This window comes from Leisingera sp. M523 (assembly GCF_025141335.1).
In the GTDB taxonomy this organism is placed as follows: Bacteria; Pseudomonadota; Alphaproteobacteria; order Rhodobacterales; family Rhodobacteraceae; genus Leisingera.
Window position 1 is genome coordinate 1,542,792 of sequence record NZ_CP081036.1, and the last position, 23,424, is coordinate 1,566,215.

Annotated in this window: 27 protein-coding genes and 1 tRNA gene; 14 read left to right on the forward strand and 14 right to left on the reverse strand. The window is 60.5% G+C overall.

Features of this window, described 5'->3' with window-relative positions; translation table 11 throughout:
* Entirely contained in the window at positions 1 to 528 is a 528-nt protein-coding gene (locus K3557_RS07650) for a Hint domain-containing protein (RefSeq protein WP_259998899.1), read from the reverse strand.
* 216 nt (positions 529 to 744) lie between these two features.
* Between K3557_RS07650 and K3557_RS07655 the strand changes: the two genes are divergently transcribed.
* Positions 745 to 829 (forward strand) — tRNA-Leu (locus K3557_RS07655).
* A 281-nt stretch (positions 830 to 1,110) separates the two neighbouring features.
* On the opposite strand, the gene K3557_RS07660 is transcribed toward K3557_RS07655, so the two are convergent.
* The gene (locus tag K3557_RS07660; RefSeq protein ID WP_259998900.1) at positions 1,111 to 1,791 is read right to left on the reverse strand and encodes an autoinducer binding domain-containing protein; all 681 of its coding nucleotides are present in this window, start codon (positions 1,789 to 1,791) and stop codon (positions 1,111 to 1,113) included.
* A gap of 128 nt (positions 1,792 to 1,919) precedes the next feature.
* On the opposite strand from K3557_RS07660, the gene K3557_RS07665 reads away from it, so the two are divergent.
* The 4 genes from K3557_RS07665 (at position 1,920) to tig (ending at position 6,144) form a co-directional block, all read left to right on the forward strand.
* The gene (locus K3557_RS07665; protein WP_259998902.1) at positions 1,920 to 2,663 is read left to right on the forward strand and encodes an acyl-homoserine-lactone synthase; all 744 of its coding nucleotides are present in this window, start codon (positions 1,920 to 1,922) and stop codon (positions 2,661 to 2,663) included.
* A 77-nt stretch (positions 2,664 to 2,740) separates the two neighbouring features.
* The gene (locus tag K3557_RS07670; RefSeq protein ID WP_259998904.1) at positions 2,741 to 2,992 is read left to right on the forward strand and encodes a hypothetical protein; all 252 of its coding nucleotides are present in this window, start codon (positions 2,741 to 2,743) and stop codon (positions 2,990 to 2,992) included.
* A gap of 505 nt (positions 2,993 to 3,497) precedes the next feature.
* On the forward strand, positions 3,498 to 4,616 hold the full coding sequence (locus K3557_RS07675; RefSeq protein WP_259998906.1) for a porin: 1,119 nt from the start codon (positions 3,498 to 3,500) through the stop codon (positions 4,614 to 4,616).
* Between the two features lie 196 nt (positions 4,617 to 4,812).
* The gene (tig, locus tag K3557_RS07680; protein ID WP_259998908.1) at positions 4,813 to 6,144 is read left to right on the forward strand and encodes a trigger factor; all 1,332 of its coding nucleotides are present in this window, start codon (positions 4,813 to 4,815) and stop codon (positions 6,142 to 6,144) included.
* Between the two features lie 66 nt (positions 6,145 to 6,210).
* Here the strand turns inward: tig and K3557_RS07685 are convergent, their stop codons facing one another.
* From K3557_RS07685 to rpsF, 8 genes are all read right to left on the reverse strand, one after another.
* Positions 6,211 to 6,894 carry an HTTM domain-containing protein gene (locus tag K3557_RS07685; protein WP_259998910.1) on the reverse strand — a complete coding sequence of 228 codons (684 nt, stop codon included), beginning with the start codon at positions 6,892 to 6,894 and terminating at the stop codon, positions 6,211 to 6,213.
* The gene (locus K3557_RS07690; RefSeq protein WP_259998912.1) at positions 6,891 to 7,337 is read right to left on the reverse strand and encodes a hypothetical protein; all 447 of its coding nucleotides are present in this window, start codon (positions 7,335 to 7,337) and stop codon (positions 6,891 to 6,893) included. The genes K3557_RS07685 and K3557_RS07690 overlap by 4 nt, the downstream gene beginning before the upstream one ends.
* A 158-nt stretch (positions 7,338 to 7,495) precedes the next feature.
* Positions 7,496 to 7,966 carry a lytic transglycosylase domain-containing protein gene (locus tag K3557_RS07695; protein WP_259991901.1) on the reverse strand — a complete coding sequence of 157 codons (471 nt, stop codon included), beginning with the start codon at positions 7,964 to 7,966 and terminating at the stop codon, positions 7,496 to 7,498.
* 369 nt (positions 7,967 to 8,335) lie between these two features.
* Entirely contained in the window at positions 8,336 to 8,506 is a 171-nt protein-coding gene (locus K3557_RS07700; RefSeq protein ID WP_259998914.1) for a hypothetical protein, read from the reverse strand.
* Between the two features lie 117 nt (positions 8,507 to 8,623).
* Positions 8,624 to 8,842: a hypothetical protein gene (locus tag K3557_RS07705; protein WP_259998916.1), complete on the reverse strand. Its 219-nt coding sequence runs from the start codon at positions 8,840 to 8,842 to the stop codon at positions 8,624 to 8,626.
* A gap of 178 nt (positions 8,843 to 9,020) precedes the next feature.
* Positions 9,021 to 9,632, reverse strand: a complete 612-nt coding sequence (rplI, locus tag K3557_RS07710) for a 50S ribosomal protein L9 (RefSeq protein WP_259998918.1) — start codon at positions 9,630 to 9,632, stop codon at positions 9,021 to 9,023.
* A 12-nt stretch (positions 9,633 to 9,644) separates the two neighbouring features.
* A complete protein-coding gene (rpsR, locus tag K3557_RS07715) occupies positions 9,645 to 9,872 on the reverse strand; it encodes a 30S ribosomal protein S18 (RefSeq protein WP_005852865.1) in 228 nt (75 codons plus the stop codon).
* Between the two features lie 28 nt (positions 9,873 to 9,900).
* Positions 9,901 to 10,254 carry a 30S ribosomal protein S6 gene (gene rpsF, locus K3557_RS07720; RefSeq protein ID WP_027259123.1) on the reverse strand — a complete coding sequence of 118 codons (354 nt, stop codon included), beginning with the start codon at positions 10,252 to 10,254 and terminating at the stop codon, positions 9,901 to 9,903.
* A gap of 303 nt (positions 10,255 to 10,557) precedes the next feature.
* On the opposite strand from rpsF, the gene K3557_RS07725 reads away from it, so the two are divergent.
* The 3 genes from K3557_RS07725 to K3557_RS07735 all read left to right on the forward strand — a co-directional run bounded on the left by K3557_RS07725 (position 10,558) and on the right by K3557_RS07735 (position 12,366).
* Positions 10,558 to 11,091 (forward strand): hypothetical protein, encoded by a 534-nt coding sequence (locus K3557_RS07725; protein WP_259991906.1) that lies wholly within the window; start codon positions 10,558 to 10,560, stop codon positions 11,089 to 11,091.
* 154 nt (positions 11,092 to 11,245) lie between these two features.
* Positions 11,246 to 11,824, forward strand: coding sequence for a YceI family protein (locus K3557_RS07730; protein ID WP_259991908.1), 579 nt, complete (start codon positions 11,246 to 11,248; stop codon positions 11,822 to 11,824).
* A 218-nt stretch (positions 11,825 to 12,042) separates the two neighbouring features.
* Positions 12,043 to 12,366 (forward strand): hypothetical protein, encoded by a 324-nt coding sequence (locus K3557_RS07735; protein WP_259998920.1) that lies wholly within the window; start codon positions 12,043 to 12,045, stop codon positions 12,364 to 12,366.
* A 177-nt stretch (positions 12,367 to 12,543) separates the two neighbouring features.
* Here K3557_RS07735 and K3557_RS07740 read toward each other — a convergent pair whose 3' ends face one another.
* Positions 12,544 to 13,809, reverse strand: a complete 1,266-nt coding sequence (locus tag K3557_RS07740; protein ID WP_259998922.1) for a cytochrome b/b6 domain-containing protein — start codon at positions 13,807 to 13,809, stop codon at positions 12,544 to 12,546.
* Positions 13,810 to 13,985: 176 nt separating this feature from the next.
* Between K3557_RS07740 and fabD the strand changes: the two genes are divergently transcribed.
* From fabD to K3557_RS07760, 4 genes are all read left to right on the forward strand, one after another.
* A complete protein-coding gene (gene fabD / locus K3557_RS07745) occupies positions 13,986 to 14,918 on the forward strand; it encodes an ACP S-malonyltransferase (RefSeq protein ID WP_259998925.1) in 933 nt (310 codons plus the stop codon).
* A 58-nt stretch (positions 14,919 to 14,976) separates the two neighbouring features.
* Positions 14,977 to 15,714, forward strand: coding sequence for a 3-oxoacyl-ACP reductase FabG (gene fabG / locus K3557_RS07750; RefSeq protein WP_259998927.1), 738 nt, complete (start codon positions 14,977 to 14,979; stop codon positions 15,712 to 15,714).
* A 411-nt stretch (positions 15,715 to 16,125) separates the two neighbouring features.
* On the forward strand, positions 16,126 to 16,359 hold the full coding sequence (locus K3557_RS07755; protein WP_005982462.1) for an acyl carrier protein: 234 nt from the start codon (positions 16,126 to 16,128) through the stop codon (positions 16,357 to 16,359).
* A gap of 241 nt (positions 16,360 to 16,600) precedes the next feature.
* Complete coding sequence (locus K3557_RS07760) at positions 16,601 to 17,344, forward strand: 1-(5-phosphoribosyl)-5-[(5-phosphoribosylamino)methylideneamino] imidazole-4-carboxamide isomerase (protein WP_259991918.1); 744 nt, start codon at positions 16,601 to 16,603, stop codon at positions 17,342 to 17,344.
* 112 nt (positions 17,345 to 17,456) lie between these two features.
* Here K3557_RS07760 and K3557_RS07765 read toward each other — a convergent pair whose 3' ends face one another.
* Together K3557_RS07765 and K3557_RS07770 are read right to left on the reverse strand one after the other, a co-directional pair.
* On the reverse strand, positions 17,457 to 18,353 hold the full coding sequence (locus K3557_RS07765; protein WP_259998929.1) for a PilZ domain-containing protein: 897 nt from the start codon (positions 18,351 to 18,353) through the stop codon (positions 17,457 to 17,459).
* 349 nt (positions 18,354 to 18,702) lie between these two features.
* Positions 18,703 to 19,497, reverse strand: coding sequence for a PilZ domain-containing protein (locus tag K3557_RS07770; RefSeq protein ID WP_259998931.1), 795 nt, complete (start codon positions 19,495 to 19,497; stop codon positions 18,703 to 18,705).
* A gap of 704 nt (positions 19,498 to 20,201) precedes the next feature.
* On the opposite strand from K3557_RS07770, the gene fabF reads away from it, so the two are divergent.
* Positions 20,202 to 21,467: a beta-ketoacyl-ACP synthase II gene (gene fabF / locus K3557_RS07775; RefSeq protein ID WP_259991924.1), complete on the forward strand. Its 1,266-nt coding sequence runs from the start codon at positions 20,202 to 20,204 to the stop codon at positions 21,465 to 21,467.
* Positions 21,467 to 22,621, forward strand: a complete 1,155-nt coding sequence (gene mltG, locus K3557_RS07780) for an endolytic transglycosylase MltG (protein WP_259991926.1) — start codon at positions 21,467 to 21,469, stop codon at positions 22,619 to 22,621. Before fabF ends, mltG begins: the two co-directional genes overlap by 1 nt.
* Before the next feature lie 139 nt (positions 22,622 to 22,760).
* On the opposite strand, the gene K3557_RS07785 is transcribed toward mltG, so the two are convergent.
* On the reverse strand, positions 22,761 to 23,159 hold the full coding sequence (locus tag K3557_RS07785) for a hypothetical protein (protein ID WP_259998933.1): 399 nt from the start codon (positions 23,157 to 23,159) through the stop codon (positions 22,761 to 22,763).
* Between the last annotated feature and the right edge of the window lie 265 nt (positions 23,160 to 23,424).

The following is a 23,424-nucleotide window of genomic DNA, read 5'->3' on the forward strand; positions in this document are numbered from 1 at the left end:
TCAGGCTGCCGGGCGCAGATCTTCGTCCGGTGCGGCTGCCGCGGCCAGTTCCAATCCGCCTGCATAAATCACATGCGGGCGGGAAAACTCCAGGATCGTCAGATCCATCATCTGCAGACCCAGATCACGGATGAATTCGCCATCCACCAGCTCATAGGCCGGCACCACTGCCTGCGGCTGGCCGAACATTGCCTTGGCGCGCCAATCACGGACCAGGACCCGCTGGTCCCAAGGGACGGTCAGGTCGCTGTCTGCGCGGGTGTCGCCAAGCGATCCGGCAGAAATGCACACGGCTTGCAGCATGGCGCGGCGGGTGCGGACCGCTTCTACCCGGGCCATGCCCTGGGTGCGGGTGATGACGCTGCCGCCTGCTTTAACCTCTTCCGCTGCGCGCTCGCCCTCGCGGGTCAGCACCAGGGTGCCGCGCAGCAGGCTGATGTTCTGGCTGCCCTGATACAGGCGCCGGGGCTGTGCTTGGCCGCGCATCGCCAATTGCGCGCGCAAGGCCGCATTACCAAACGGTTTCATGTTGTTACTCGCTCTGTCTGCCTCAGACTTTTTTGTGAATCTATGCCAGAACCGGATTCTAGGCCCAGCCTTTTCCGGCGAATGTCTGCCCATTGTTGCAATTATGCGGACGGATTGTTGCTGTTTTGCACAGGGCGCCCGAGGACGCGTTTTCCGCTCGCATCCGCCGCTGTCCTTTGATAATCACCGCGTCACACAAAGCATTTTTGTGTGCGTGCGGGTGTGGCGGAATTGGTAGACGCACCAGATTTAGGTTCTGGCGCCGCAAGGCGTGGGGGTTCGAGTCCCTTCACCCGCACCAGCTTGATTTTACGGGTAAATTCCTACAAACTCAGCGCGGCGAGTGTTCTGCGCTATGTTTTATACTCTTGATCATGTTCTTATTATGTTCCGGCGTGGCCGGGCTGTCTTGGATAGCTGCCTTTGCTTGGCCTGTTTTCATCCCAGCGGGTGGCAGGATCGACCCCAAGGTGCCGGATCCTGCGAGGTGGGCGAACGGCAGCTTTGGTAAAATTCCTGGTACGCTGCATCGCTTGTTCCGAAACGATCCCCGGATCATTTAATTGAGGCCGGTCAACAGGTTCAGGGCGGCTCTACCCCAAACAGGTTGCGCTCTTTGGCCAGATAGGCGAGGCGCGCGGTTGACTTGCAGCCGAACTTTTGCCGCATCCGCAGAAAACTGGTTTTCACTGCTGATAGAGAAAGCGAAAATTGCTCGGCGATCTCATCATAAGACATCTCCTGCTGGATATGCAGGCGCAGCATCTCCAGTTCTTTCCCGGAAAGGGACGGGGGTGGAAGCAGCGAGTCAAAAAACTCGGTGACAACCATGCTCAGCCTGCGCATCTCGGTGTCCGAAAGCTCCCTGTCCTGCCGGGAAACAAACACCATTGATCTTTTTGACCCCGTCAGAGCCGCAAAGGCAGCGCCATACACCAGACCGTACCGCTGAGACTTTTCGAGTATCTGCAGAGGGTCGGGCAGCTGAATGGCCGACCAGCGTATGGCGCCTTCGTTCTTCAGCGCCCAATTGAATACAGGGTCATGAAGGAAGTAGTTTTCCCGGTCATACTGTTCCTTCCATTTTTCGTGGAACGAACATTCAAAGTGCTCATACCCCATGATTGAAAAGTTGACCATGAGGGTGAAACCCGTGGTGCTCACCTCGTTGATCGCGGATCTGCAGGCCGAAAAAGCCTCGGCAATCTTTGTGCTGTTTGCTCCGTCCGAGGGCAGATTCGTTGTAATCACAGATTTTGGCATCTCAACCTTCCACCCCGAATGATTTGCGACTTAAGTCTCTCTGCCGGCAACCTTGGTTGTCTTGCCCGCAACCTAGGTCGCATTTGATGTGACCAGAGTTGCAAATAGAATGCAACAGTCAGGTAGTTATGGACAGACGAAAATCTACCTTTAGGTGTAATTTCTGCGCAGGGAAGGTGGAAACCTGTACTGGAGATACATTTATGCAAAACGGATACGCCAGGAGCGAGGCCAAGGCCCGGACAGGTATTGAAACTATGGTTGTCCGGTTTGAGCCGGTGCGGCTGCCAAAGTCACTGAGAAGTCCAGATCAGGATGTGCTGGACGCCTTTATGTCGTTGCGCAAGAGAGTGTTTGCGGACGGCAAAAACTGGCGCGTGTGGCTGTCCTGCCGAAGCGATCTGGATCAATACGATCATCTGGACGCCTACTACATTATCGCATTTGATCCTGCCACAGGCGAAGCGCTGGCCGGTGCGAGGCTGCTGCGCACAGATCGCGGGGGCCGCCATCCAGGCAGATCCGAAATGACTTATATGGTGCGTGATGCGGTCCGCGGCATGCTTCCCGGGCTGCCCACGGACCTGTGTGATGAAGAGCCGCCGTGCGATCCCGCGGTCTGGGAACTCACCAGGTTTGCATCGAATGGTGCCGCGGGAGCAGGGCAGCTGGTGTTGCAGCGGCTGCGGACATTCCTGCAAGAGCTGGGCGGAGAACGTTTCGTGTTTCTGTCTCCGCCGGTTGTCGCACGGCTTGCCAAGTCCTCAGGCTTTGCAAATGTCGTCCCGCTTGGTCCGCTCAGAGGCGATCAAAACGGCAAGTACCGCGTTTACTCTGCCGATGTGCCCCAGCCAGGAAGCAGCGAAGCGTGAAGAGCTTTCTGTTTTTCCGCAGACAGCACCACCACGACGGCACTCACGGCCCCAGACGGAAATCCGAGCACTCCCGCATGTCAAAGATCAACACTCAGCAAAGTATTTCCGACTGGCGCATCCTGTCCGAGCTTCAGGGCATCCCGCGGGCGTCTCAGTTCGTCATGATGGGCGGCGAAGTCAGGCTGGTGCGCGGAAAACAGACAGCTGCGCCCGAATGCCGGTGGTCAGTTCAGCTGCACGGGTTTTCCGCACGCGGCGCCACATTGCGCGATGCGCTGGACAACTGGATAGTGATAGCTGGACTAAGCCCCTTCGGCATGCCGTAAGCGCTGGCCCGGCGTTCCAAGCGTATCGCCTTGGAACAGGCTGGCCGCGGATGGCGCAGGCATTCCGGAAGCCTCGCCGCGCAGCGGCTTATCAGGATCTGACCATATGGGTTCAAGACGCAGGTTGGAAGTTCTGATCCTTGCGGGACGCAGCGCACTGAAGTGCCCCGTTTGTCCGAGGCGTTTTTTTGCCGGGTTCCGCTGCGCTGTTCTGTGCAAAAATGAATGCAGTATTGAGCGTGTGCGCAGGGTTGCAGAAATTGCATGCCCCCTCTGAGCCTGGTGATTGGGTGAAAGTGACCTTTTTCACCTAACGCATTGCCCATAGGCGGTTTCTTGCAGGCTTAAAGTCGCTGTAGGCAAAAATCCGCCTATTCATTTCTCCTGATCCCGGGGTGAATTTTCAACCCTGAAGGGGCGGAAAAACGCGTGATAACTCCTGGCTCAAGCGGCGGTCTCAGGGATGGAGAGACATGCTGCTGACGGAACAGGAGACTTGAAGAAAATGAGCATTAAATTTGCAGCGTGCGCAGGCGCGGCCACTTTGGCAGCAGCGCTAGCAGCCCCGGCATTTGCGGGCCCGACTTACACCAATGACACTGGCGGCAGCTTCCGCTGGTACGGGCAATTCAACCCGTCGTTCCAGTCCTTTGATGACGGGCAGGAAGACTTTAACCGTCTGGTGGACAACGAGGCGTCAAACTCGCGCATCGGTTTTGAGCTTGAGCAAGCTTATGGCGAAAACACTCTGCGGTTCCGCTTCGAGACTGCCTTTGGCTTTCGCGGCTCCGACGGGGTCAGCCAGCTGACCACCGGCGACAACATCAGCTGGGACCGCACCAACATCCGCCATGTTGATTTCCAGTTCGACACTGCCAGCTATGGCCGCTTCTCGGCAGGTCAGGGCTCGATGGCAACCGACGGCATCACCGGCGCGGATTTTTCGGGCACCGGCCTTGGCGCCTCCAACTCTGTTGCCGACTCTGCGGGCGGCTATGCTTTCCGCACCACCGGCGGCGCTCTCAGCGGTGTGGATATCGGCGATGCCTTCACCGATCTGGACGGCGGCCGTCTGGGCCGGGTCCGCTATGACACCCCGGAACTGGCGGGTTTCACTCTGTCCACCTCTTACGGCACTGACGTGCTGAAGGACGCAAACGACCGCGAAAGCTATGACGTGGCGGTGCGTTGGGCCAATGATGACGCGGCAGGTTTTGCCATCGACAGCGGCATCGGCGCCTCCTGGACCGAAGAAACCGGCAAGGCCGACCAGCGCGATATCTCCGGCTCCTTCGCGGTGCTGCACAAGGCAACCGGCCTGTCGCTGAACCTGGCTGCAGGCGAGCGCGACATTGCGGGCACCTATGCCTATGCCAAGCTGGGCTACAAGGCAGATTTGATCGCGGCGGGCTCCACCGCGTTCTCGGTTGATTACTACGATGGTTCGGACATGGTGACCGCCGGTGACAGCGCCGAGTCCTGGGGCATTGCCGCGGTCCAGAAGATCGACGCTTACAATGTCGAAACCTATCTGGCCTACCGTGACTATTCCTATGCTGATACCAGCGCCGCCACCTATCAGGATGCCAATGTGATCCTGGCCGGTGCCCGCTGGAAGTTCTGAACCTTCCTCCCTCGGTTGCAGAACGGAAAACACGCCCCTTTGCGGGCGTGTTTTTCATTTTCGGGCACCGGAAATCCGCGTGATTGCGCGGCAAACCGGCAATGCCTCTTGCGCCGGGGCGCCGGGGGAAATAGAAGACCGCAAATTGTCTGGGGGCGCCTGCGCGCACGCGCCCCGAATCTCTATGGGGTATAGGATGCAGGTCACCGAGACGCTGAACGAAGGTCTGAAACGCGGCTACGCCATCACCGTTACGGCTGCTGAGCTGAACGAGAAGGTCAACGAAAAGCTCGTCGAAGCGCAGCCGGAAGTCGAAATGAAAGGTTTCCGCAAGGGCAAGGTGCCGATGGCGCTGCTGAAAAAGCAGTTCGGCCAGCGCCTGATCGGCGAAGCCATGCAGGAAGCTGTTGACGGTGCCATGAACAAGCACTTCGAGGACAGCGGCGACCGTCCGGCGCAGCAGCCCGACGTGAAAATGACCAACGACGAATGGAAAGAAGGCGACGACGTCAATGTCGAGCTGGCCTATGAGGCGCTGCCGGAAATCCCCGAGGTCGACTTCTCCGGTGTTGAACTGGAAAAGCTGGTTGTGAAGGCAGAAGAAGAAGCCGTCACCGAAGCGCTGACCAACCTGGCCGACACCGCCAAGGAATTCGAAGCCCGCGAAGACGGTGCGGCTGCGGAAGACGGCGACCAGGTTGTGATCGACTTTGTCGGCCGGATCGATGGCGAAGCCTTCGAAGGCGGCGCAGGCGACGACTACCCGCTGGCGCTCGGCTCCAACTCCTTCATCCCCGGTTTTGAGGAGCAGCTGATCGGCTCCAAAGCCGGCGAAGAAAAAGACGTGACCGTGTCCTTCCCGGAAGAGTACGGCGCCGAGCATCTGGCCGGTAAAGAAGCCGTGTTCTCCTGCACCGTGAAAGAGGTGAAAGCCCCGAAAGCGGCCGAGATCAACGACGAGCTGGCCACCAAATTCGGCGCTGACGATCTGGACGCGCTGAAAGCTCAGATCACCGAACGTCTGGAAGCTGAATATGCCGGTGCAGCACGTGCCGTGATGAAGCGTGCGCTGCTGGACCAGCTGGACACTCTGGTCTCCTTCGATCTGCCGCCGTCGCTGGTCGAGGCCGAAGCCAAGCAGATCGCGCATCAGCTGTGGCACGAGGACAACCCGGAAGTCGAAGGCCACGATCACCCCGAGATCGAAACCACCGACGAGCACAACACCCTGGCCGAGCGCCGCGTGCGCCTGGGCCTGCTGCTGGCCGAGCTGGGTCAGAAAGCCGAAGTCGAAGTGACCGACGCCGAAATGACCCAGGCGATCATGGCGCAGGCGCGTCAGTATCCGGGCCAGGAACGCCAGTTCTTTGAATTCATCCAGCAGAACGCTCAGATGCAGCAGCAGCTGCGGGCGCCGCTGTTTGAAGACAAGGTTGTCGACCACATCGTCGCACAGGCGAAGGTTACGGAGAAAGAAGTCTCCAAGGATGATCTGCAGAAAGCTGTCGAGGCGCTGGACGAGGAGTAATCCTCTTAAGCCGTCAGTATTACGGAAAGGCCGCCTTTGGGGCGGCCTTTTTTGTTGCGGCCGGCCTTACAGAACAACCCGGTCCTGCAGCCATAACAAGGACGGGTAGGCGGCCAGCCAGATCCAGAAGAACCGGTTCAGCCCGAACAGGCAGGCATTTGCCAGATGGAACAGCGCGGCGGTGAACAGCGCCAGCACCAGTGCCTCGCGGCTGAGCAGGGCCAGCGGAAACAGCACCTCGAACGACATCACAGCCCAGCCCATGACCCACAGCAGCCGCGGGCGGTCCGCCAGCCCGCGCAGGTCCTCGCTGACCGGATAGGCGGAGAAGCGGAACACGTCCTGAAGCGCGCGGCCGGAGCGCCACTCGGGGTTCACGATCTTCACCTGGCCGGAAATGAAGTAGCAGATCACCAGCTGCCCGGCGAGATAGGCGAACGCGTATTCCTGCCACTGTTTGGAGGGCAGCCAGCGGGCTGCAGTGAGGCAGCAAAGAACCAGAAGGCTCATCTTGTCGCTGCCGCCGTTATAGGGGCCTTGGAACCGCTGCAGAATCAGCAGGCCCAGTCCGAGCAGTCCCAGCAGCACCCAGGGTGTGGCAATGCCGAACAGCAGGAACCCGGACATTATCAGGCGGGGTCCGTAAATCACCTGTTCATCCCGGAACCCGGCCAGATGCTCGGTGCTTTGCTGCATAAAGGCGAGCGCCAGCAGGATCTCGGTCAGGCGCAGGGCCAGCTCCAGTGTCATGCGGAGGCCACCCCAGCCACCAGATGCGGTTCGGATAGGTAGGTTACGGCCCTGACCAGCCGGCCATCCCCGGCGCGGTCGGTGAAAACCAGCCGGAACTGCAGATAGGGCAGCCGGGCACCGGGCGGCAACGTGCGCTCCAGCTCGGCGGTGATCCGGCGCAGGATCTCCTGTCGGCTGTGGCTGCTTGGCGCCAGCGTCAGCCGTTCCGCGCAACTGACTAGGAACAGGTTTTCGTTCCAGCGCGGGTTCCATAGCATCCGGCAGGCCATTGCCCAGGGCGTCAGGTTCTGCGGGCGCGGCCGGAATTCATGCCATTGGGCTGGCGTGCTGGCGGCATTGGCAAGCATGGCCCATTCCACTCGCGGCGACGGATCCACCGCCTTGAAGAACCGCCAGGAGGGCATCAGGGCAGGAAGAAGGAGTTTGATCAGGCTCAGCATGACGCCAGTTAAGCGGCTGCTGATTACAATTCCCCTAAAATGCAGGCCGCAGCCGGGTGCTCCCGCCCGTCCTTGCCGTCTTGCTGCGCAAGACAGCGCGTCCCGTTGGGCCGGGCAGCGCCCTGCCGGGCGCTGCAGCCGCCTGCGTCACCGGGGCTTCAGGGGCGCAGGCCGGTTTCTTTCAGCATGCCGCGGCGCTTGGCCTCGTGGTAGTAGCCGCGCGAATAATGTTTGACGGCCTGGTCCTGGCTGCCGTCCGAGATCAGCCAGGCGCCGCGCAGGTATTTCACTGAGTATTGCAGGTTGGTGCCGGCATCCAGCAGGTCCTTGGGCTTGCCCTGGAACCCCATCGAGCGCGCGGTGGCAGGAAGGATCTGCAGCAGCCCGTAATAGGGCCGGTTCACCGCATGCGGGCGGTGAGTGCTTTCGCGCACGGCCAGCCGGTGCACCAGGCTGCGCGGCACCTCGTAATGATCGGCCCAATAATTGATCTTTTGCCGCAGTTCGGGCGTTTCATTGGGGTACAGCGGGGGGGCGGTTCTGCTCACCTCAGGTGGAGAGGCGGTGCTGCTGCAAGCTGTAAGAACAGCAGTTGCAAAAATAAAGATCAGAGTGGTCCGGCGCGTCATGCGGCCTCCGAAAATTGTTATCCGGAACCAGATTAGCCGCATCGCCGCAAGCTGCAACGGCGGCGTTGCCGGGTGTTCCCCGGACCGGCAGAGAACTGCCGGAACCAAGCTGATGTCCGCCTGTCCCAGCTCCGATCAGACGGCGGAAGGGTCGATCAAACTTTAATCATTAGAGATTTGTTAAATATGGATTCCTACTACATATTGAGGATGCGCATTGAGGCAGAAACAACCCTCAGGGCAGTTAGCCCCTCACGCCTGTGGGGCTGCTGACCAAATCGGGCAGAGGGGGCCGCGGCTGTTTCCCAACTTTTCCGCGGTCCCTATAAGCGCCGGGTTCTACCTGAAACACGCATCACACCAGCAGATTCACCTGGAGCCGGTCATCGGATGGCCGCGGTTCTTCCTGCTGTTGGTGTTCATCATGCGCAGGCTGCATTCTCTGCCAACCGTGCCGTCTGCCGCGCTGAATACCCCGCGGATGACAGCACCTGCATCAGATCCTGCTTTGCCCGGCGCCTTGACGTTGTTCAGCGCCATCCTGGCGGCACTGGAACAGGTTCGTGCCAAACCGGGCGGCATCATGCGCGTGCACAGGCGTGCGTCTTTGCTGCGATCCGCAGTTCCTTGACCTGTCAGCCTGGCGGCACTCCGGAGTTATGGGCTGCAGGACTGGGATCCGTCCTGAGAAGGGGGCTGCGCAGCAGACCCCGAAGGCGTGAATAGCCCGTTTCCAGGTTTGATCATCCCCTGCGGCACCGGGTCGGAAATCGCCTCGGTTTTGAAGACCGGCGTGTCGAACCTGTGCCCGCGCAGCAACCGGAACAACAGCCGGCGGCGCAAGGCCAGTTCCTCTTGCTCCAATGATTTTTCCATATCACGGCCCCGTTTTTTTCCTTCTCCCGGCACCATCCTGCCAAAGGAAGGCAAACGGGAGGTTTATGGGGGAGGTGTATGTTCCTACAACTTAGGACATCTTTTCAAACTGTTAAGATAAAAAAGAAAAGGCCGCTCAATCGAGCGGCCTTTTCCCTGTTTCCCTGATCCGGTTGGATCAGTTGATTTCTTCGCCAGCGGCGTCAGCAACCGGCGCGTCGTCGTCGTCAGACGCAGCGGAACCGATATCGTCGAACAGTTCCGAGATCTCGTATTCAGCAGCGGCTTCCTCTTCGGCGGCCAGCTCCTGGATCGATTTACCGGATGCCTGCAGTTCGGCTTCTTCGACCGAGCGGGCAACGTTCAGATTGATGACGGCTTCGACTTCCGGGTGCAGGCGCACGGAGACAGAATGCAGGCCGAGGTATTTGATCGGAGCGATCAGGGCGACCTGTTTCTTGTCGACGGTGAAACCGTCTGCGGTTGCAGCATCGGCTGCGTCGCGCGGGGTAACCGAGCCGTACAGCGCGCCCGCGTCCGATGCGGAGCGAATCACGATGAACTGCTGGCCGTCCAGCTTTGCTGCCAGAGCCTCGGCCTCTTTTTTGGTTTCCAGGTTGCGCGCTTCCAGCTGCGCTTTCTGGTCCTCAAAAGATGCGATATTGGCCTCAGAGGCGGTTTTCGCCTTGCCCTGCGGCAGCAGGAAGTTGCGGGCGAACCCGGGCTTTACGTCAACGACGTCGCCCATCTGGCCCAGCTTCGCAACGCGCTCAAGAAGGATAACTTGCATGTGCTTATCTCCTTACTTCACGGCGTAGGGCAGCAGGGCGAGGAAGCGGGCGCGCTTGATAGCACGGGCCAGCTCACGCTGCTTCTTGGCCGAAACGGCGGTGATGCGCGACGGTACGATCTTGCCGCGCTCGGAAATGTAGCGCTGCAGAAGACGGGTGTCTTTGTAGTCGATCGCCGGTGCGTTGTCGCCCGAGAAGGGGCACACTTTGCGGCGGCGGAAAAACGGTTTGGCTGCCATGGTTTAGCGTCCTTTTCTCAAGCTAAGATCAGCGGCGCTCGCGACGGGTGTCGCGTTCATCGCGTTTCTGCATCTGGACCGAGGGGCCTTCCTTGTGCTCGTCGACCTTGATGGTCAGGACGCGCATCACGTCGTCATGCAGACGCATCAGGCGTTCCATTTCCTGAATGGCGCCGGCAGAGGCGTCAGTCTTCAGGAAGGAGTAGTGCCCCTTGCGGTTCTTGTTGATCTTGTAGGCCATCGTTTTGACGCCCCAGTACTCCTGCTCGACCAGCTTGCCGCCGTTGTCGGACAGTACAGCACCGAAATGTTCGATGAGGCCTTCAGCTTGCGAGTTGGACAGGTCCTGACGCGCAATCATGACATGCTCATAGAGTGGCATGCGAACTCCTGTTTGTGTCTAGGCGCATTTCATAGAACGGGCATCAAAGCTTCCGCTGCCCGGTCACGAGAGGCTGCGCGGATCGAAAATGTCGCGGAAGCAGGGCCTCCTATACAGGCTGCGGCTGAAAGAGCAAGGCAAAAGGGCGGTTTCACGCCGCCAGCCGCTGCCGCCGCTGCAATACCGCTAGCCCGCCGTATTGATGCCCCAAAGCAGGTCTTCACTGATTAACGAAGCCTTAACGCGGGCAGAAACCGCGGAGCCGGGCCATCCGGCAGGTGCAGCTTGAAAAAGGGCAATCAAATGGCAGTGACAGACCAAACCCCGCCGCAGGTTACCAAAACCCCCGGAGCCGCTGCGTTTGGTGCGATGGCAGCAGCTGTGCCGCTTAGTCTCAGACTGGAGGCCAACTGGAAGCTCCGGGTTGCGCTGCTTCGGGTTTTGGGGGCCGCGATGATCCTCAGCTCCACCGGATTGTGGCTGGTGCCGGGTTCTGGCGCCGATCCGGAAATGAACCTGATCAGGATCGGTATCTCGGTTGCCTTTTTGCTGATTGGTCTGGTGCTGATGACAACGCATGAACCGGGCAACCGGCCCGAAGCCTGCTTTGATCCGGTGCGGCGCGAACTGCGGGTGCTGCAGCGGGATGGCCGGGGCCGTCCGTGTACCGTGTTGCGCCGCAGCTATGACACCTTGGGCGGGGCGCGGCTGACGGCGGTGTCGGTGCAATTGTATGAGACCGACGGCAGCCTGCTGATCGAGCTGCCCATCGGCTCTGCCGCGATGCGCAGCCAGCTGCGCGACCAGCTCAGCGGTGCGGTGCGGATTCTGACCTGACCCGCCTTCACATTTGCGCGAGGAAAATCCGCCGGCCTGTCCGGCGGGTTTTGTGTTCGCCCGTTCACAGGTAATGTTGGTTTTTGCGGGCTTCCCTTTCGGGCGCATGCGCCGCATCTGTTGCCTCATGATTTATTCTGACGGAGCTTTTCCCATGAAAACGACCCTGATTGCTGCCGCCCTGGCCGCTGTTGCTGCAACCGGCGCTGCTGCCGCCCCGGAAAAATACGTGCTGGATTCCAGCCACAGCCAGATCCTGTTTGATTACAACCATCTGGGCTACTCGACTACCTATGGTATGTTCGCCGGCTTTGAAGGCGAGATCATGTTCGACCAGGAAGACCCGGCAGCCTCCAGTGTCGCGGTGTCCATGCCGCTCAGCATGATGTTCACCGGCTGGCAGGCCCGTTTCGACCATTTCATGACCAAGGATTTCTTTGACGCAACCGAAGACGAAACTGTCAGCTTCACCTCCACCGCGATCGAAGTGACCGGCGACAACACTGCCAAGATCAGCGGTGATCTGACCCTGAACGGCGTGACCAAACCGGTGGTGCTGGACGCCAAGCTGAACCAGACCGGCGACCACCCGATGGCGAAAAAGCCCTGGGCCGGTTTTGACGCCACAACCTCGGTGCTGCGGTCGGACTACAATCTGGGCCAGTTCGCGCCTTTCGTCAGCGACGAGGTGAACATCAAAATCTCGGTCGAAGCGATGAAGGCCGACAGCTAAGGCTGAGCCTCTGCTTTGAAAGGCTTGCCGCCAGCTCCTCCGGGGCTGGCGGTTTTTTGTTGCCCGGCCACCAACCCGTCTTCTAGCCCGGACATAGATCCGGCGTTGGATCCGGCGCCGGGCCCCTCGCCAAAGCGTGACAGAAGTTCATTGGTGTTCTCCTAGCTGCTGCGGCAGGCTGTAACCGGCCCCTCCGGCCGCTTAAGAAAGGAGGCATCATGTTTCGCCTAGGCTACTTCGTTTCAGCCGGTGCGGCATTGGCCCTCGCTGCCAACCTGGCGTTCACACCACCGGCTGCCGCACATGACACAGGCCGTGATACGGCCCGCGCCATTGCCGGGCTGATTGCTCTAGGTCTTATTGCCAAAAACCTGAATGACCGTAATGACCGTCACCGCGGCTACACGCATTCGTATCAGCCGCGCACCTACTACCGGCCGCATCGCGGCCGCGGCCATTACGCGGGCCGCCACAGGAACCATGACCGCGGCATACACCGCCACCGCACCCGCCACGGCGGCTACTACCGGCACCGTCACTGACATCTCGATGCGGTAAAACCTGTTGCGCAGAAACAGACCGGCTGAAACGGCACAGCGCCGCGCGTCAGCGCGGCGCTGTGCCCAAGGCTGCCAGGGTGATCAGCCCGCTGATCACCCGCAGGCGCGGGAGGGCTCCGGCCCCGGATCAACCGGCACCCGGATCTGCCAGCGCCCGGATTATTCCGCCCGTTTGGCCTCCAGCTCCACCGGAACCTCCACGGCAAACCCCAGCGAACTTTCATCCGGCAAGCTTTTGCCAATGCCGAAATCGAGACGGTTCAGGGTCAGCGTGCCGGCCATCATTGCGGTGCCGCCCTGCAGATCCAGGCTGAAGGGCAGGGTGACCGGCACCGTCTGGCCCTTGATGGTCAGGGTGCCTGATGCCTGATATCCTGCGGCCAGCTTTTCGATATCCGCCTTGAACAGGGCAGTTGGGAAATTTGCGCTGTCAAAGTAATCGGCGCCCATGGCCTGACCGGCAACCGATCCCAATTCCAGAGACGGGATCGACACTGTCACCTCCACATCACCCGCCGGACCCGGGGCCGCGGGTTCCTGAAAGTTGATCACCGCAGACCACTCGCTGAAACTACCCGAAATGACGCTGCCCATCTGGGTGACGGACAGGCCTAGTGTACCGGACTGCACCATCCAGCCGCCCCCGGCCGCAGGGTCCACTGCCACAACTGGGGCCACGGTGCCTTCCGTGCCGTGATCCTGCGCGTTCCCGTGGCTGTGGTCATGACCGCCAAAGACACCAATGGCCGCGCCGCCGCCCATGGCGCCGGCCCAGACCGCCAGCGCTGCCAGCACCGGCATCAGGCTGTGGCTTTGCGCGGGCGGCTGCGGCAAGTCAGCACGGCCCGGCAGCATCCGGCGCAAAGTGGCGTCGCGGTCCATCACATGATGTTTCACTGCCCCGGCGATATGCAGGCCCAGCGAGGCGGCCAGGGTCCAGACCAGAACCCAGTGCAAGCCGCCGAAAAAATCCGCCGTGTGGTCGGATTTCGGCACAAACGGCAGGCTCTGCCCGAACGGCCACCAGATCGGCGCAAAACCGGTGGTCGCGGCGTGATGGATCCACCCCGACAGCGGCACCGCCACCAGCGAGCCGTACAGCAGCCAATGCACCATCTCGGCCGCCAGCGCCTCGGCCTTACGATCGGGATGCAGCAGGCCGGGTTTCGGCTGGCTCAGCGCCCACAGGATCCGCAGCAGCGCCGTAAAGAACACAGCAACCCCCACAGTCTTATGCAATGAGAACAGCAGGGTGGCCCTTGCAATCACCGCCTGGCTGCCGTCAAAGCCGGGGCTTTGGATCTCATGCGCCAGCTCATTGGCGAAATACCCCAGCGGAAAGGCCGAGAAAATCAGCAGGGCGGTCAGCCAGTGAAACGTTTTGGCGACACTGCCGTAAGAGGTGAACGTGTTGGCACGGGACATTGGCGCGCATTTCCTTGTCAGATTCCGGTGGCTCTAACCTAACCGCGGGGGGCTGCGTTGCAACGGCAGGAATTGTCAGCCGGTGCACAGCTTTGGTGCGCAAAGTGCGGCTTTGCTTGTACGCAAGGGAAAGGCCCGCTAAATCAGGCAAAACGTTAAAACAGACGAGGTCTTCAATGACGATCGCATTTGTGTTCCCGGGACAGGGTGCCCAGACCATCGGTATGGGCAAAGCACTGGCCGAGGCTTATCCAGCCGCCAAAGCCATCTTTGACGAGGTGGATGACGCTTTGGGTGAAAGCCTGAGCCAGCTGATCTGGGAGGGCGATATTGAAACCCTGACCCTGACCCAGAACGCTCAGCCCGCGCTGATGGCCACCTCGATGGCCTCCATGCGCGCGCTGGAGGCCGAAGGCGTCACCATCGGCAAGGCCTCCTTTGTGGCCGGCCATTCCCTGGGTGAATATTCGGCGCTGGCTTCGGCGGGGTCGATTTCGGTCGCTGACACTGCGCGCCTCCTGCGCACCCGCGGTCTCGCGATGCAGAGCGCGGTTCCGGTGGGCGAGGGCGCCATGGCCGCGATCCTGGGCTTGGATCTTGAGGCTGTGCGCGCCGTGGCAGAGGAGGCCGCGCAGGGCGAGGTTTGCCAGGCGGCCAACGACAATGACCCGACACAGGTGGTGGTCTCCGGAACCAAGGCAGCGGTCGAACGCGCTGCGGTGATCGCCAAGGAAAAGGGCGCCAAACGCGCGGTGATGCTGCCGGTCAGCGCCCCGTTCCACTGCGCCCTGATGCAGCCCGCAGCTGACGTCATGGCCGAAGCGCTGGCGGGTGTGGACATCAAATCCCCGGCGGTGCCGCTGATCGCCAATGTGCGCGCCGACGCAGTGACCAACCCGGATGAAATCCGCGCATTGCTGGTGGAACAGGTGACCGGCTCGGTCCGCTGGCGCGAAAGCGTGCAGGTGATGGCCGCCAACGGTGTGACCGAATTCTGGGAAATCGGTGCGGGCAAAGCCCTGTCCGGCATGATCCGCAAGATCGACCGTGCGCTGGTTTGCCGCCAGGTGGGCGCCCCCGAAGACGCCAAGGCTGCCGCCGAAACATAAAGGGATTTAGCCGGCGCGCGCCCGTGCCGCGCCGGCCTCTGATATAAAGGACAAGAAAATGTTTGATCTGACTGGCAAGAACGCCCTTGTGACCGGCGCTTCGGGAGGCATCGGCGGCGACATCGCCCGCGCCCTGCACGCCGCAGGCGCCACCGTGGCCCTGTCCGGCACCCGTGAAGAGCCGCTTAATGCCTTGGCCGAGGAGCTGGGCGAGCGCGCCCATGTGCTGACCTGCAACCTGTCGGATGCAGAGTCGGTTGAGGCTCTGCCGAAACAGGCGGCTGCCGCCATGGGCTCGGTCGACATTCTGGTGAACAACGCGGGCATCACACGTGACAACCTGTTCATGCGCATGAAAGACGAGGAATGGGAGAGCGTGCTGAACGTGAACCTCACCTCGACCATGCGCCTGTGCCGCGGCGTTCTGCGCGGCATGATGAAGGCACGCTGGGGCCGCATCATCAACATCTCCTCGGTCGTGGGCGCCACCGGCAACCCGGGCCAGGCCAACTATGCGGCATCTAAGGCCGGCATGGTCGGCATGTCCAAATCGCTGGCCTATGAGATCGCCAATCGCGGCATCACCGTGAACGCGGTTGCCCCGGGCTTTATCGCAACCGCAATGACCGACAAGCTGAACGATAGCCAGAAAGACGCGATCCTGACCCAGATCCCGGCCGGCCGCATGGGGGAATCGAAAGAAATCGCCTCAGCCGTTCTGTATCTGGCCAGCCAGGAAGCGGGTTATGTCACCGGCACCACGCTGCATGTGAATGGCGGCATGGCAATGATCTAAGCCCCGCGCCCACCTGTGCCCTGCAGCCTGCCTGCAGGGATTTTCCATGTCTGCCCCGGCCTGACCGGGCCGTAGGAACGGTGCAGGTTTCGCTGCCAAGCAATTGAAAAGGAGCGGATTTGCGAAAAATTTGCTCTGCCCCTCTTGCAAGCACTTGATTACGGGGCCATCTGCACCCTTCATAGCCGCCAGAAGCCATCTGGCCCCGGCTGCTGTGACCAAGCGAAACCGTTTGCCTTGGCCGCGGTCTATGTTATAGGCGGCGCATATCTGTACTGGTGTTTCCCCAAGGGAGCCGCCGCACTGTCCCCGCCCGGCGGGGATTACAACGCCCGCTCCGGGCAATAACCACGCCGCCCGAACGGGCAAGGGCAGAACTGGGCAGAGTGCCCTGAAAGACGAGGAATAGACATGAGCGACGTCGCAGACCGCGTAAAAAAGATCGTTGTTGAGCACCTGGGTGTAGAAGAAGACAAGGTCACCGAAAACGCTTCCTTCATTGACGATCTGGGCGCAGACAGCCTGGACACCGTGGAACTGGTGATGGCGTTTGAAGAAGAGTTCGGCATCGAGATCCCGGACGACGCAGCCGAAACCATCCAGACCTTCGGCGACGCGGTTAAATTTATCTCCGAAGCGTCCTAAGCCACGCTTCCGGAGAACCGGACCCAGCGGCGTCTTCCCATCGGGGAAGGCGCCGTTTTCGTTTGTCCGGCAGGGTTCTGATTCCCATTTTGCCGGAAAATTTGCGGGGTGTTTGTTTGCGCTATCAAGCGACAACTCCGCTGCGCCGCAATTGTTCCATAAATCGTCATGATACGGCGTTCCGGCGGCAGCGTTCCGTGCTAATCTCTTTGTAAGAGGCAAAACTTAGGAGATAGGCATCATGATGATTTACCCCACTATGGAGATTCAGAACGGCCGCTGCGTGAGCCTCGAAAAGGGCCGCCTGGATGAGCCGATGATCTGGCATGTGGATCCGGTGGAAACCGCCAAGGGATTTGCGGCCGCCGGGGCGGAATGGATGCATGTGACCGACTTCAACGCAATTGAAGGCGATCACTGCAACGAGGAGCTGATCTGCGACATCATCCGCGGCGCCGGCATTCCGGTGCAGCTGGGCGGCGGCATCCGCTCACGCGAGCATGCCGAGCATTGGATCGACAAAGGCGCAGGGCGCGTCGTGATCGGCACGCTGGCCGCGCGCGATCCGCAGCTGGTTCAGGAACTGGCCAAACACCACCCGGACCAGATCGTGCTGGCCGTGGATGTATACCAGGGCCAGGTGATGACCGATGGCTGGCGCCAGTCCGGCGCAATCTCGCCCGAGGACTTTATCGCAGCGTTTGATTCCGCGCCGCTGGCGGGAATCATTGTCACCGATATCGACAGCGACATGTCGGATCTCGAAGCTCAGCTTGGCCTGATTTCCGCCCTCGCGGAAAAGTCCCGCACGCCGGTGATCGCCAATGGCGTTGTGCGCAGCTCGGATGATGTTTCGCGCCTGAAATACATCTATAATATTTCCGGTGCGATGATTGGCCGGGCGCTGTTCCGCAAAACAGTGACTGTCGAGGAAGTTCTGGAAGTGGCCCGGCCCGAACCCGAGCCGGTCGCCGAGTTCCAATAAATCAATGCCTGCGGATTTTGGTCCGCAGGCTTTTTTGCCCCTGTTGCGGCCATCCTTCGAGTCGCCCGGTACTGAAGGCAGGGATCCGGAAGGCCGGCAGCATGTTGCTGGATCATGCTTCGTTGGCGGCGGGTTCCGGTTGTTGCTGATCCGGTTGATTTGAATTGAGCAAGGCTTTCAAATCGGCACGCAGCAGTTTGGCATTGAATTTGATGCCGAAATAGTCGGCGTTTTGCCACATAATCTGCGCGTCAAAAGACGCCACACCGGGCACCGAGGCGATTACAGCCTCTTTGATATTGAACTGCGGTTCGCGCGGTTCTTGCGGTTGCTCCAGCACCCGGATTTTTGCACCCACCCGGCTGATGTCCACAATTTTTGCAGGGAACCGGCGCTGGCGGCAGTGCAGGGTGCACGGCAAAGAGCAATGGTAACGGCGCCTTAGCCGCAAGCGTTTGCGCGTGACTCGCTCTGCCAAAAACAGGCCGGCGCCGGCGAGAAGCAGAGCTAAGAGAGAACTGGCAATAGCGGTCCTCCGCCGGTACGGCAGCAATGGGCCGAGGTTTGCCTGTGCCTGACCGATTTGCATGTCTTTCGGTACGAAATCGCAGGGCAAAGAAACGATCTGTCGGGATAAATTCTCCAGCAAGGCCCGTGCGCCCAGCCGCCGCGCACTGACCTCCGCCCGTTCCCGTCCATGGATACGGTATACTTCGAGAAGGCCTTTTTGTTGTGTAATCAACCTCATGGTAAGCGGTTCATAGGCCCCCATGCCCGACCTGCGCATCCGCATGCGTAGCGGTACGGCCGGGTGGTCAGCCATCCAATGGCGAAGGTTCTTGGCCTGGCCGTCCTGTTGCCCGGTCCGCAAATAATCCAGGAATTCACGCATCTCATGCCGCATAAGCGCGAGATCCGATTGCAGCATGCAGGTCGCCCTGGATGATGCGGCAGCCATGCCTGCACTGCCGCAAACCACAGCCGGGGCAATGGATAGAGCGATAATCAATGGCCAGTGTTTCAATACAGGACCCTTCCGGTCATGAGAGGAAGTGCAGTCGCGGTGTTGGATGCAGTAGAACCACTCAATGGATAATTGGATACCGTTAACACCCTCTATGCGGGTATATAATTCACCATAAAACCGGCAACACCGTCCGGAGTTGCACCTTACGGTGTGTGACATTGGCCGGTGATTTCGGAACTGAAAAGACACGCAATGCGCCTGCCGCCTGGCAAGTCCGTGCGGGACATGTCAGGTTCGCGTGTCTTTTCCAGGCGGTTTCATTTGGAAGGGCAGTTGAATTGCACAGTTTTTGTGCTGGACCCGCCGGATCCTTTGGCGCGCCGGAGGGCTGTTATATACCGAGCCGCACTTCTTCACGCAGGCCGTCGCCCTGAAGCGGGAAGGCCTCAAGCAGGCGGTGCAATTGCATGAAGTTGAAATCCTTGGAGAATTGGACGCCGCAATAGCCGGGGGTTTGCCAGCGGACCTGGGCGTCCATTGTGTATCCGCCGAAATTGAGGGTCACCCGCCCAGACACTTCGCAAGGGCTGTCCGGGCGCACCTTGGCGCCGGCCCGGCTCAGATCGACCAGATGAGCTTGGACTGTCCGGCCGCCCGCCTGCAAGACGCAAGGCACTGCGCAGGGGTAGCGTTTCGTGCGGCGGATTTTGCGGATGCCGATCCGGTCCAGGAAATACAGCGCACTGCCGCCCAGAACCAGAAACGACAGCCAGGCAATTGCGGCATTTCTGATTTGCTGGCTCTGCCGTGCATCGCCCGCAGCCACGGCAACCAGCTTGCTGCCATTGCCGCTTTCCTTCACCCGGTCGCAGGGCAAAGCTTCGACACGGATTCCGAATTCCGACGCCAGCACCGGGGTGCCCATATGGCGCGCAGTTTCAAGCGCGGCGGCCCGGCCCTGGCTGGAGAGGATTTTCAGCAGGACCTGCTGCTGCTGTAAAAGCTCCTGCATGCCGGCAGCGACGGATTGAATGCCAACCGCTTTCATCCGCTGCCGCATCGGCGCGGGCGGGTTTGTGCTGATCCAGCTGCGCAGATGCTGCACATAAAATGCATTCTGGCCGGAGCTGAGATAGGCGAGGAACCCCTTGGACGCCCGGTGCAGGTTCGACAAATCTTGATGCACAGCGCAACTGGCGGCTGCGCGTTCCGGCAGCAGTCCAATAACCAGTAAAAATGCAGTTAGCGGGAGCCAATTGCGCATGGCGGGGCCGTTCCTTTATGCCTTTGGACTAAAAGAATGACGTATAAATGCAAATGTGCCGTTAACGCAGGCGGCTTTTGGGGGCCGCCCAGACCATCCAGGCTGCGCAGGGCACAGTGCACAGGCAGCAGCCGCAGGGATGCTCCGGCGACCAGAGGCGCCTCGAAGCGCAATTTCCGCCGGCCTTGGCCTTGATCTTCCCAGTGGCGGAAATTTGCCGGTCTCTGGCGGCTGGCCGGCGCCCGGGTCTGAACCGCGGCTGGCAACGCCGGGACAGCAACATGGAAACCGGCGGAGCAGAGGGCAAACAAGTCAGGGCACGGATCGCCGGTGAAACGAGCATAAGCAATGTGCTGTCAGCATTGCTGGGAGAAAAAGACGGGCTGGAGGAAAATTGGCCCAGACCTCCAGCCCGGTTTTGGCAATCCACGAGGACGGATGCCGAGTTCTGTCATCATCGCGATATCAACCTAGGGGGTATTGGTTAACAATAAATTCTACTCTCGCAATTTCTCCGTGAAATGCACATTGCACATGGCGGCACTGCAGATCAGCCCGCTCTTGCACCCAGCCGCCATTCCAAGCTATTTGAACGGACGGATTGCCGAGGCAAAGGAGAGCAAGGAATGCGTCGAGTAGTTGTCACCGGACTGGGCCTGGTCACCCCGCTGGCCAGCGGAGTCGAAGAAACCTGGTCCCGGTTGCTGGACGGCCAGTCGGGCGCGGGCCCGATTACCCTGTTTGATGCCGAAGCCAGCGGTGTAACCACCACATATGCCTGTGAGGTGCCGCGCGGCGATGGCTCCGAGGGTACATTCAACGCGGATGACTGGGTCATCAAGAAAGACCAGAAGAAGATTGACGACTTCATTCTATATGGCATCGCTGCTGCGGATATGGCTGTGCGGGACGCCGGCTGGACGCCCGAGGATGAAGAAAGCCGCCTGCGCACCGGCGTGATGATCGGCTCTGGTATTGGCGGGTTGTCGTCGATTGCGGACACCGCCGTGATGATCAAGGAAAAAGGCCCCCGCCGGGTGTCCCCATTCTTTATCCCCGGTGCGCTGATCAACCTGATCTCGGGCCAGGTGTCGATCCGCTTTGGCTTCAAGGGCCCGAACCATTCGGTTGTGACCGCCTGTTCGACCGGCGCCCACGCCATCGGCGATGCGGCGCGGCTGATCAAATCCGGCGACGCCGACGTGATGATCGCAGGCGGTGCCGAGGCCGCGATTTGCGAGATCGGCATTGCCGGTTTCAACGCCTGCAAGGCGCTGTCCACCAAACGCGCCGACGACCCCAAGGCGGCCTCGCGCCCCTATGACGCCGACCGTGACGGTTTTGTCATGGGCGAGGGCGCCGGCATCGTTGTGCTGGAAGATTACGAGCACGCCAAGGCCCGCGGCGCCAAGATCTATGCCGAGGTGCTGGGCTATGGCATGTCGGGCGACGCCTACCACATCACCGCGCCGTCCGAGAATGGCGAAGGCGGTGAACGCTCGATGAGGGCGGCGCTGAAAAACGCGGGCCTGGAGCCGTCTGCCATTGACTATATCAATGCGCATGGCACTTCGACCATGGCCGACACAATTGAATTGGGTGCGGTTGAACGGCTGTTGGGCGACCACGCCGCCAATGTCACCATGTCTTCGACCAAATCGGCCACCGGCCATCTCTTGGGCGCGGCCGGCGCGATTGAGGCGATCTTCTCGATCCTGGCGATCCGCGATCAAGTCGCACCGCCGACCATCAATCTGGACAACCCCGCCATCGAAAGCCAAGTGGATCTGGCCCCCAACGCCAAACGTGAGCGTAAGGTTGAGATTGCGCTGTCGAACTCCTTTGGGTTTGGCGGCACCAATGCCTCGGTGATCTTCGGAAAGGCCGGCTGATGTGGCGCAGCCTCGCCTCCAACATGCTGACAGTGCTTATTGCGGCTTTGTTCCTGCTGGGCGGTCTGATCCTGTGGGGCAAATCGCAATACACCGCTGAAGGCCCGCTGGAGACAGCGATCTGCCTGCGGGTCGAGCGGGGCTCGAACATGGCACGGGTCAGCCGCGATCTGGAAACCCAGGGCGCGGTCGCCTCCGCCGCCATCTTCCGCCTCGGCGCCAAATACAGCGAGAAGACCGGCCAACTGAAGGCCGGCAGCTTCCTGCTGGAACCGGGCTCCTCGATGGAGCGGATCATCGACGGGATCACCCATTCCGGCGCCTCCACCTGCGGCACCGAGATTGTCTATCGCGTCGGCGTGACCCGCACTCAGACCGTGGTGCGCGAATTGGATCCGGCGACCAATAAATTCGAGGAAAAGGCCGCCTTCATCCTCGGCGAAGGGGAGGTTCCTGCTGCCTATACCGAGACCCGCCAGGAGGCCGACACCCGTTACCGGATTGCGCTGGCCGAAGGCGTGACCAGCTGGCAGGTGGTTGAGGCGCTTAAGGCCATGGATGTGCTGAACGGCGACCCCGGCGAACGCCCGGGGGAGGGCCTCCTGGCGCCCGACAGCTATGAGGTCACCACCGGCACAGACCGTGCCGCCGTTCTGGCTGAGATGCAGGAGCGCCAGCAGCTGCGCATCAACGCCGCCTGGGAAAGCCGGTCCGCGGATGCTGCGGTCGGCAGCCCCGAAGAAATGCTGGTCCTCGCCTCGATCATTGAGAAGGAGACCGGCGTTGCCTCTGAACGCGGCGTGGTCTCCTCGGTCTTCACCAACCGCTTGAACCGCGGCATGCGGCTGCAGACGGACCCGACGGTGATCTACGGCGTCACCAAGGGCGAAGGTGTCCTGGGCCGTGGTCTGCGCCAAAGCGAGCTGCGCAAAGCCACGCCCTGGAACACCTATGTGATCGAAGGCCTGCCGCCGACTCCGATCGCCAATCCCGGCATGGAAAGCCTGGAGGCCGCGGTGAACCCTGAAGCCACGGATTATGTGTTCTTTGTTGCCGACGGCACCGGCGGCCATGCGTTTGCCGAGACGCTGGACGAGCACAACAGGAATGTGGCCAAATGGCGCGAGATCGAAGCCCAGCAGCAGAACAACTGAGGCTGATGCCAGGGCCGGAATTAGGGCTGGAATTCGTGCCGGGAAACAGTCTGCGGTGAGATATCCATGAGCAGGAAGGGCGCCCTTGGGGCGCCCTTTTTGGTGCAAGCTTTGGGGCCGCCGTTATGACAGGCCGGCTTCACGTGTAGATGCAGATGTAGAAATTTGTCCCGCTCTGGTAACCGCCGCATTTATCATAGAATTCAATGGTCGCCTTGACGGTTTTTCCAGCCAGCGCGCTGAACTGCGCGCTTAGGTCCACTGGCTGCATCGGCGTCACCACACCGGAACAGCCATTGCTGTAGTCATGTGAATATGTGGCGGTGTTCTCTGGATCACTTTGGTCCGTCATGGTCAGTTTGACCACATCGTCAACGGATGTCTGGCCTTCGCCGCTGGGGCCGCCGGACATCACGATTGTGGCGTTTGCCGGAATGTTCACATAGTGGAGTGTGGCATCATAAAAGATCTTTCCGGCATCCCCCGGTACAGGTGTCGATTCCTGCGCGGTGGCGATCTGGTAGTTGGTCCAACCCATGTGCGGTTCCTCGTTATCAAAAAAAGACGTTGCTGCACGGCGTCGTGCAGGGTTGACGCTACAATCCTGGATTGCATTTCGGGAAGGGTGATTTTGTGAAAGATGCGCATCATTTAAATCACCTCCGATTTATGGGAATCCGCCCTTGCCGTCTTCATTTACAGGGGTTTGGTCTGCTTTGCCCAAAGATGTGTGCCGCCCGCCTGTCCGGCTGTCCGTTGCGCACCCACCGTACGCATGCCTCGCCATAACCCTTGACTTTTCC